Raw genomic sequence first — 9832 nt, forward strand, 5'->3', positions numbered from 1 at the left:
ATTCACGCCGCCAAGTTGCCGCCTGAAAACAGGCCATGCGGCGTTGCTCGTCGTTCATTTGGAATGACCAAACCTCGCTCCTCGCGCCTTGCCTGGCCTGTTTTCAGGCGCAATCCGAATGGAACGGGCCGGTTTTCCCGCAATCCTGCGTTGCGAAGCGCGTCCCTGCGCTTCGCCCTTCGGGCCGGTCTTCGACCGTCCGAATACGTTCCATACGCATTCGTGTCGCTCGCTCGCTTGGAATGACCAAGCAGCACTCGCTCCGCCTTGTCTTGCGAGAAAACCGGTGCCGTCTTGCCGGTGTGCATAGACCAGAGCTTCCTTAACAACCGGAGAGCCACCTTGGCCAGCCTTGAAACCAACGGAACCCGCATCGCCTACCAGCAGTTCGGCGAAGGCCCGGATCTGATCATGGTCCACGGCCTGGCGGCGAACCGCGCGTTCTGGTTCACCGGCCTCGCGCCGCTGCTGCGCGACCATTTCCGGCTAACGCTTTATGACCTGCGCGGGCACGGCTACAGCGCCATGCCGGAGACCGGCTACAGCTCGTCCAGCCAGGCCGAAGACCTTGCCGCCCTGCTCGATCATCTCGGTATCGACAAGGCGCCGATCGTCGCGCACAGCTTCGGCGGTGCGGTGGCGCTGGAATTCGCGGTCAAGTACCCGGATCGGGTCAGCCATCTGGCGCTGCTGGATGCCAAGATCAACCGGCTGCAACCGACGCTGAAACTGTCGGACTGCGCTCACCTGACGCCGTTCGAACAGGAACTGGTCGCCGAAGCCACGGACATCGACTGGGAGGCCGAGGATCAGATCGGACTGAAGTTCCTGGAGGCCGTCGCCGAACGGCGGCTGGCCGGCATCCAGACGGAGGTGCAGAACGATTTCGTGCCCTTCGCCGACCGGCGCGGCAATGGCCGGGATGCCAAGCACTGGCTCAAGCTGCTGCGCGAGACCACGGCCAAGGAGGAGTTCCTGTCGACCTCGGGCGCCAGCCCGGAGCAGATCGCGACCCTGCCCATGCCGGTGCTGCTGATGTACGGCGAATACTCCCGCGTGCAAAAAAGCGGCGAGCGACTGCGCGAGTTGCTGCCCCGGGCGGAGTACGTCCTGGTGCCCAACGCCGGTCATTTCTTCCCCGCCCGGTCGCCACGTGTGGTCCTGAAGTCCCTGAAACCTTTTCTCGGCCTGGCCAGTCACACGGATGAGGCATCATCACCGGCCTCGCACATTCACGTTGCCGCTTCGCCGTTTCCATGATTCAACGCCTCTGCCTGATCGCCGCGATCGCCTTCCTCACCGCCTGTTTCGGCGCCCGCTCCACTGCCGAGGCGGCCGACGCCGACCTTTGCGAGTCGGGCATGCGCTCGCTCTCGATGGAACACGCGGACCAGGATCGCGACTACCTGCTCTACGTCCCGCCCGGTGCCAGCGCGGACAAGCCGGTCCCTCTGGTCATCGGCCTGCATGGCGGCTGGGGCACCGGCGAGAACTTCGGCAATCAGACCGGCTTCGTCGAGCTGGCGAAGTCGGAGGGCTTCGCGCTGGCCCTGCCGGACGGCATCTGGCGGGCCTGGAATGCCGGTTCCTGCTGCGGCCGGCCGCAGCGAAACAACTACGATGATGTCGGCTTCATCGCCGAACTCGCCTCCACGCTGGAAGGCGCGGCCTGCATCGCGAAGGGCAAGACCTACGGCACCGGTTTCTCCAACGGCGCCATGCTGCTCCACCGCATCGCCTGCGAGCGTGGCGACGTGTTCGACGGCATCGCCCCGGTGGCCGGCCCGCTGATGATGGAACGCTGCGAGAAGCCCTCGCCCGTGCCGGCGCTGCTGATCCGCGGCGCCGACGATCCGCGGATTCCCCTGCTGGGTGGCGAGTACGACGGAACCTACCGGGCATCGCTGAAGGAGATGACCGAGTCGCTGCTCCAGCGCAACGATTGCCAGGCGGGCGAGACCGAACCCGGGAAGCTGGCTGGCGCCGACTGCACGCGCTACACCGCCTGTGGCTCCGATCGCTTGGTCGAGGCCTGCTCGGTGACCGGAACGGGGCATCAGTGGCCGGGCGGCAAGACCTTCCTGCCGCGCAAGCTGGGCCCGAACCCCGGCACCTTCAATGCGACCCAGCAGATCTGGGCGTTCTTCGAATCACTGGATCGCTGAATCACCGAGGCCGATACCTTGAGCCGAATCGTTCTGATCACCGGAGCCGGCGGCGGCATCGGCGCCATCACCGCCGCGCAGTTCGCACGAGCCGGTGACACCGTGGTCGTCAGCGACATCAACGCCGACGCGGCCTCCGCGGTCGCACAGGCGCTTTGCGAGGCCGCCGACGACCCGGAGCGCGCCATCGCACTACCGGCCGACGTTGCCGATCGTGATTCGGTCGAGGCCCTGTTCGACAACATCCGCGAACGCTTCGGGCGACTGGACTGCGCATTCAACAACGCCGGCGTCGGCGGCGGCGGCACCCCGCTGCTGGAGACCGATGACAGCGTCTGGGACGCCTGCGTCAGCATCAACCTCAACGGCACCTACAACTGCCTGAAGCAGGAAGTCGCGCTGATGGTCGAGGCCGGCGGCGGCGCCATCGTCAACAACTGCTCGATTCTCGGCGTCAACGGCGGCGCGAACGCGGCCTACACCGCGACCAAGCACGGAATCGCCGGACTGACGAAATCCGTCGCGGTCGCCTACTCCGGCCAGGGTGTCCGCTGCAACGCGGTCTGCCCCGGCCTGATCGACGCCGGCCTCGGGGCCAAGACCGTGCAGGCCGGCGGCGCGAAGGCGGAAGCCTTCATCAAGCTGCATCCGATCGGTCGCCCCGGTACCGGCGAGGAAGTTGCCCAGGCGGTGCGCTGGTTGTGCTCGCCCGAGGCCAGCTTCACCACTGGCGACCTGCTGATGGTGGACGGCGGCTACAGCGCTCGCTGACTACACGAAGAATTCCAGCGGGTTACGACCCGCCTCGTAGCGGCGTCCAATGACTGCGGCCAGTAATGGCCGCGCAAGACCGTGCGCCTTTCAACCCAGTGGGCGGGAGCCTCAACCGGTCCGGCGCGAGACCTGTCTGAGCAGCCCGCTAGACCCGAATGCTCGCGGCGCCGGCATCCAGCGTCGAGACCAGCTCCAGCGTCTCCTGGCCGAGCATGTCCTCGGAGCAGAACTGACGCCAGCGCGTGGCGGCGGCGGGGTCGATCTGGCTATGCAGATGGAATTTCAGGTCGCCGCTCATCTTTGACGCGTTGTCCACGCCATCGGTCATGCGCGCCTTCCTGTCGCTGTACGGGTTGATCATGTCCTCGGCATACGGCACGCCGAGAAACTCGCACAGCCGCCGCATGTTGGATTCCGGATCGTTGACGATGTTCTCGTACGACACCGGGAACCAGCGTTCGGACGGCACCGACTGCGAGAACTCCAGGATATTGCGGTTGCTGACCAGCCAGATCATCTCGGCGACCGCCGCCATCGAGAAGTCGGCGTTCTTCATCATCAGCGGCATCATCCGGGTCAGGTTCGACTCCTCGTAGGAGCGGATCATGCCGCAGGGATGACGGGTGAGATGGATGTACAGCGGGTCCTCGAAGTACTCCTCGGCCTGACGCAGGATATCGAGGCTGAAGGCGTAGGTCGGTGTCTTGTCCACCAGCAGCCGATCACCCAGATTCTCCTGCAGAATGCCGAAGAATTCGCGGGTACCCATACCGTTGGCTTCGCATTCGGCGATGAACTGACGTGCCTGGTCACCGGTCCAGTCGCGCGTCTGCATCAGCGCGCGAACGGTTCCATCCAGCAACTGCTCACTGTGGTCGGAACTGAGATCGGCACGCCGCTCGTCCATCGTCGCGTACGACAGCAGGTGCAGCTCCGGAGGCGCGAACAGCGCCGGGTTGCCCGCCACCATCACGCGCAACAGCGTGGAACCGGATCGCGGCGGCGAAAGAATGAACACCGCGCGCCTGTTCTTCAGCGCATGACCTCCCGCGGAGGCGATCTTGCGCGGCTTGATCAGCTTCACGAACTGCTCGACGTCCTGCGCGGTGACCGTCCGGCCACCCGCCGCCATGGCGGTGGGAGCGGCGGCCGTGGGCTCCGCGGCGCCGTTGCCCGCGGCCGCGGGCGAGTTCAGCCGGTCGACGGTGAAGTCCACGACCTGACCCACGCTCAGGTCATCCACGTACTGCCCGTCCTTCATGAGCATGTCCTGAAAGCCGATCTTCCGGTTCAGGCTTTCCTCGATCATGACCGTCATCTGGACGAAGTCGATGGAGGAAAACCCGGCATCGGCAATCAGCATCACGTCCGAGGTGACGTCATCCTCGAATTCCGCATCGATGGATTCGAGCAGTTCCTCGACCACCTCGAAAATCGCTGCTTCTATGTCTGAGCGTTCAACCGTCATGAGCTTCCGAACCTGATTTTTCTGCGCAAGAGACGAGCAAGGCCCCATCCGTTCCATCGGATGGCGATGGCCTGACCGCGTCATGCCCGCCGGCGAGGCTGTCGCTGTGTGTTCCGGCACGTCGGGAACAACGGGAGGGGTGAAAAGCACTTGGCGGAACGCCACCGCGAACCCGGCTTTGCCAGTCAAAAACGCCCGCGTGGTCCAATCGCGCCCTTCCCTTGCCAACGTAGACGACTACTACGACAAGAGTCTAGCGAGTGGGAAAAACGGCCGACCATGGCCTGCTTCGGGGAACCGTGTAGGACATTTCAGACAGATCGCCCACGATCTTGTCGACACCTGTCGGGAAGATGCCCGCATCGGTCCAACCACGCGCCAACGGCGTGATCTGTGGGCTCAGTGCCGGCCGAAGCCCGGTAGCCGCATCAGGGGAACACGCGCCGGTCGTTCTTCTTGAGACTGAAGAATCGCGTCTGACTGCCCGGCACGCTGGTGTCGTCGTCGAACACGATGCCCAGCGTGCAGACACCGGTCGCCTCCTCGCCGCCGTCATCGCGGCAGTCGTCGCCGACGTCGGTGCAGGTCACTTCCACGCCGGCCACCCGGTTGTTCGCGGCGAGCTGACTGTTGTTCCACAGCAGCGATGCGGCGACGTCATCCGGCCCGGATACGGGCGCCATGACCTCCGGCGCACTGGCGGTATCCAGGGTCACGTATCCCCCATTCGCGGTCACCAGCCGAACCTCGGCCTGGTCGTCCTGGCAGGCGCCGGAGTCACTGACCGTCGCCGAGCCAAACACCTGCGGCCGGACGACCAGCAGCTTGCCCAGCGCGATGCGCCCCGATGCGAGCACCAGCGTCGCGTCGAACTCCGTGGCATTGCGTCCGGACGGCAGTTGCGGAACCCCAAAGCTGATCTCGTACTGCCGAGTCTCGGGCACGTCCGGCTCGTCGTAGCGGATCAGTTCCAGATCGCGAACGATTTCTCCCTGCGCGCTGGATGCCAGTTCCACCGAGGCACCGCTGAGATCCAGCCCGTTCAGCCGATAGCCCACCAGAAACACCCGGCTGCCACCGGATGTCGGCGAGCTGCCCTCGGCAAAGCCGTCGACACGCGGCGCACCCAGAATCTCGTACTGCCCGGCCTTGATCTCCACCTCGGCCGAGTCAAAGTTCTCCGGATTGTCCAGCGTGTAGATGAGGCTCACGTCCAGCGTGCCGGGGACGAACATGCCGTCGGATTCGATGATCGTTCGCAGCGGCGCCCCGGACAGGCGCAGAAAGCGATTCTCCGCCGGCACGCCACCGGTGTAGTTTGATTGATCCAGCGGCGTATCCACGGCGACGAAACTGTTCGGACCCGAACGACCTTCCAGCCGCAGCTTGGGATAGAACTCGGTGGCCGGGGACTGATCCTCGGCGATCGCCGAGCCCTCGATCTCGATGCTGTTCGACGCATCGGCCGCTGTCGCGTCGTAACGTCCACGCACGGCATCGATCCGCATCACCGGTTCGGCCTTGAACACGATCTTGCGCGGCGTGGTCGCGAACTGCACCGCCGTGATGGTGGTTTCCACCGCAATCTGGATCACCGCCAGCAGCCGCTGACTGGCTTCATCCGCCGCCCGGTCCAGCAGGTCCTCGATCACCTCCTGAGGCTTGGTCTGGTAACAGTCACCCAGCGTGCGGAACTTCAACAGCTGGGTCAGCAGCCCCGTGAAATAGGTCCGGATCTCCTTGGCGAGCGCTGCGTGGTCCGTGCTGCCATCCGGCTTCTTTGCGCCGCTGGCCTTTTGATAAAACTCGGCCAACGACTGCGAACCGCCGAAGAGTTCGAACGCCTTGTTGGAGACGCATTGCAGGCTCTGGCTGTCGACCAGCTCACCGGATAGCGTGCTCAGCACCGGCAACACGATCAGATCAACCAATGCCCGGTTGCGCAGCAATTCAAACACGCGCTTTTCAGCCGGAGTCATCGCCGGTGTGGGCAACCCCACGCCGAAGCCGCCGGTGATGATCTCCACCTGACAGGGCTCGATGCCGCAGAGCGGCGTCTTGTTGGTATCCGATGCTTCCAGATAGGCGAACGGCCGCTTGAAAGCGATGAACCCCTGATCGGAGCCGAATTCCAGGTTGAAGAAGCCCCCGGTGCCGCCGACGATGTCGGCGCCGAAGATGCCGCGAGACACCGCGATGTGATTTCTCAGCAGTTCACCGTTGCGGCGCACCGCAACGCTGGACGCCAGCTCGCTGCTGCTGACCATGCACAGATCGGATGGCCGGAACGACTTGGGTCGGCCACCCAGGCCGGCGCAGAGGTCCAGCACGCTACCAACGCTGAACAGCGCGTAGTGGCTGTTCGGCCCCAGGCTGCCGTTCGGCGCCACATAGTTCACCCGCTGCCCCAGCGCCTCGCCCTGGGAGATGCCCGGGGTCGCCACCATCTTCGCTTGCGCCGGCGCCCGCAGCGCATCCTGCGCCAGTGTCCGTAACCCGGCCAACGCCGCCAGGCTGTCGGCGCTCGCACCGGAAATCACGGCGTCCTCGATGGCGCCGAGCACGGCCTCATCAGCATTGAGCGCGGCCAGCACATCCGAGCGAAAGGCCTGCCAGTCCCGTTGCGGCAGTGCCCAGGCCCGCCGGCTTTGCCAGGCCAGTGACAGCGCCGCCGATTCCGCCTCCAGCACCACCTTGTCCTGATCTGGCCAGACGGTGACCTCGCGACCGACCAGCGCCTTGTCAGCCGCCGCATCGAGCACCTGGAAACGCACCGTGTCCGGGACACTCGTATCAACCCACAACGAGACAGGTCGATCGCCGCTCAGGTAGGCCAGATCATCATCGCTGTTGAAGTGCACCAGCGTTTGAAAGCGCTCCGCCCACAAGGGCGAGGCGACGACCTGCACCTGTCGCTCAACGCGCACCGGGACCTGCTGCTGGCTCTCATCGGTCCGCAGCTCCAGCAGGCCGCTGTCGGCATCCATCGGGATGCTCACATCGACCCAGGTCTCGGCGCCGGCCACCATCGGCAACAACGTGTCACCAAGCCACAGTTCGCGATCCGCGAGATGCAGACCGACAACACGTGCGGTCTGACCGCGACGCGCCGTCACCGCCCCCGCGATCCACGGCGCACCGGGAACCCGGTATTCGATGGCCATCGGCCGCGTTTGCCAGGTCGATGTCGCCACCGCCACGGCCTCCACCGGATGGTCGGATGCCGTATCCAGCAATTCGTACCGTCCGCCCCCGATCTCGACCAGTTCCGCCGTCCTCGAGGCATCGCCGCCGAACAGAATGGCGTGCGGATGCTCGTCGGCCAGCGCATCACCGCCGATCTCGAACACGATGGTCGCGTCGGCATGCAGCGCTCGATCGACCAACCGGCCTTCGATCCGGCTACCGGCGTGAACCAGCACCAGCCGAGCCTCGTCATCGGCGATCGCCGCGGGTATATCCGGTGCCCGGTCGATGGCGTTCGGCAGGCCATCGCCGTCCCGGTCCGGATCGGGTCGCTCCGCGGAACCGGAGCGCTCCGGCGGCAGCACCGCGACGCCATCGGTGTAGAAGTAAGGCGAGCCAGGCTCACCCAGCGGAATCACGCCCGTGGTGTCTCCGCCCTCGCCCGCCAACCCGCTGCCGTCGCCGGCTGGCGGCGGCTCCGACACCGCGGCATCGGTTTCCGACCCACCGCCGGAACAGGCGCCCAGCAGCAAGGCCAGCAGTAGCGCGGCCGCGGAACGCTGTCGTGCATCACCCGAAGACATCATGGTTCGGTCACCTCGATTTCGATCGGCAGGTCCACACTGGCACCACCCGGGTCGGCGATCTGGACGGCAAATGGCGTCGTGCCCGCGAAGGGTTCCCCATCGGTGCGGAACACCCGGCGCAGGAAGTCCGGTCCATCGCCCTGTTTCACGTAGACCAGGGTTTCCGACCCATCCAGCGTCAGTGGCACCACCGGCGGATCGCAGCGCAGTTCGCTCAGCCGCTCGACGTGATCGCCGGTGGCATCCACCACGATCAGGCGACAGTCGACACCGTCGTCACTGGTCTCCAGCGGCAGTTCGACGCTGGTCACGCCCCGATAGGTCGTGACGCGGATCGGGAATGGCCGCCCGGCGAACTCGGTGGTCTTCTCGTTGAGCACCACCAGGTCGGCAAGCTGCGGATCACCGCCGCCCGTGCCCGGCGCGTAGTCGTCTAGGTCGACCATCAGCAACGCCTCGCGGGTCTGCGACAGCGGCGTATTCCAGAACACCCGGCGTCCCGTCGTCGCCAGACTGCCGAGATCGAAGCGGTCGAACTCCTGGTAGTCCGCCTCCGACACGTTCTCGATGGGGCTGGTGCCGCCGAGCCAGCGGCGCATCTGCACCAGGCCGTCGACCTGCACCGCGAGAACAAGACCGTCCTGCTCGGTGACGATGCCCAGCGGCGGGATGAAGGAATCACGCAGCTCACCGGCCATGGACACCGCATCCTGACCGTCGACCCGCCACCAGCGATAACCGTTGAGCGTGCTGAAGTCGTCCACCGCGACCAGCAGTTCATCATTCAGCGCGAACAGCGCGGCAATGCGGTTCGGGAAGCGGTTCACCAGCCGCATGCCACCGGCGCCGTCGGCGCAGACCAGGTCGGCATCGTCCGCCGTGCAAAGCGCACCGTCGCGCTGTGCCTGCAACTGCGTCGTCGAAAAGCCCAGACAGGCGGTGGACGACCGCGTGACGGCCGCGGTCTGTGCATCCACGCTGACCCAGACCGATCCGTCGCAGAAGTAGAGATCACCGGTGGACTCTTCGATCCGGCTGTCCACGCCCAGCGAGAACGGCGCGGTTGTCGCCACCGGTCGAACACCCAGCCCCGCGGTGTAGACGAACAACTCCTGCGTGAGGCCCGTGTTGAAGTACAGCACCGGCTGCGTCTGAGCCGCGACGACTTCGCCAATATCAGGCGTCGCGAAAACCTCCGTCGCCTCGGTCGCTGCGTCGTAGATCACCAGGTCCGCGGGCTGGTCGGTTGCGGTACGGATGTAGGCCGCCCGTGTCGCCCCGACCCGGGCCAGTTCGCGAACGCTACGATCGGTGAGCGCCTGCTCGCCCGTGAACGGCCGGTAGCGGAAGCCCTGGTCGTCTGCTTCGAAGCGGCCACCTTCCGGCGCGCCGATGAAATCGCCTCGGGTCAGCGGGTCGCCGTTGGGTTCGTCGACGAATGCGAACAGATCGGCATTCGTCACGGTGAGTTCATCACCCTGGGCCACCGCGAATCTTGCGGTGTCGATGACCTCTGGCGGCAGATCCGCCGCATTGACCACGACCATGGCCAGTGTGGCGGACGACCGAGCCAGGCTGTCGGTGACGCTCAGCTGGAAGCACAGTGTGGCGTCGACTGGCGTTTCGGGGGCAATCCAGCGCGCCACCGCCTG

6 protein-coding genes are annotated in these 9832 nt (G+C 65.6%); 3 read left to right on the forward strand and 3 right to left on the reverse strand.

Annotated features, from left to right (window positions below):
• Window positions 1–342 precede the first annotated feature (342 nt).
• The 3 genes from ABNS06_RS15805 to ABNS06_RS15815 are packed head-to-tail and all read left to right on the forward strand — an operon-like array spanning window position 343 to window position 2936.
• Entirely contained in the window at window positions 343–1260 is a 918-nt protein-coding gene (locus ABNS06_RS15805; RefSeq protein ID WP_348675567.1) for an alpha/beta hydrolase, read from the forward strand.
• Window positions 1257–2165, forward strand: coding sequence for a PHB depolymerase family esterase (locus ABNS06_RS15810; RefSeq protein ID WP_348675568.1), 909 nt, complete (start codon window positions 1257–1259; stop codon window positions 2163–2165). Before ABNS06_RS15805 ends, ABNS06_RS15810 begins: the two co-directional genes overlap by 4 nt.
• A gap of 18 nt (window positions 2166–2183) precedes the next feature.
• A complete protein-coding gene (locus tag ABNS06_RS15815) occupies window positions 2184–2936 on the forward strand; it encodes an SDR family oxidoreductase (protein ID WP_348675569.1) in 753 nt (250 codons plus the stop codon).
• Window positions 2937–3084: 148 nt separating this feature from the next.
• Here ABNS06_RS15815 and ABNS06_RS15820 read toward each other — a convergent pair whose 3' ends face one another.
• The 3 genes from ABNS06_RS15820 to ABNS06_RS15830 all read right to left on the reverse strand — a co-directional run.
• Window positions 3085–4407 (reverse strand): sulfotransferase, encoded by a 1323-nt coding sequence (locus ABNS06_RS15820; RefSeq protein WP_348675570.1) that lies wholly within the window; start codon window positions 4405–4407, stop codon window positions 3085–3087.
• A 428-nt stretch (window positions 4408–4835) separates the two neighbouring features.
• Window positions 4836–8180 carry a hypothetical protein gene (locus ABNS06_RS15825; protein WP_348675571.1) on the reverse strand — a complete coding sequence of 1115 codons (3345 nt, stop codon included), beginning with the start codon at window positions 8178–8180 and terminating at the stop codon, window positions 4836–4838.
• The coding region (locus tag ABNS06_RS15830) for a hypothetical protein (RefSeq protein ID WP_348675572.1) at window positions 8177–9832 on the reverse strand (1656 nt) is incomplete at its 5' end. The genes ABNS06_RS15830 and ABNS06_RS15825, both read right to left, overlap by 4 nt.

Origin of the sequence: uncultured Abyssibacter sp., from assembly GCF_964000955.1 — a bacterium.
GTDB lineage: Bacteria > Pseudomonadota > Gammaproteobacteria > Nevskiales > OUC007 > Abyssibacter.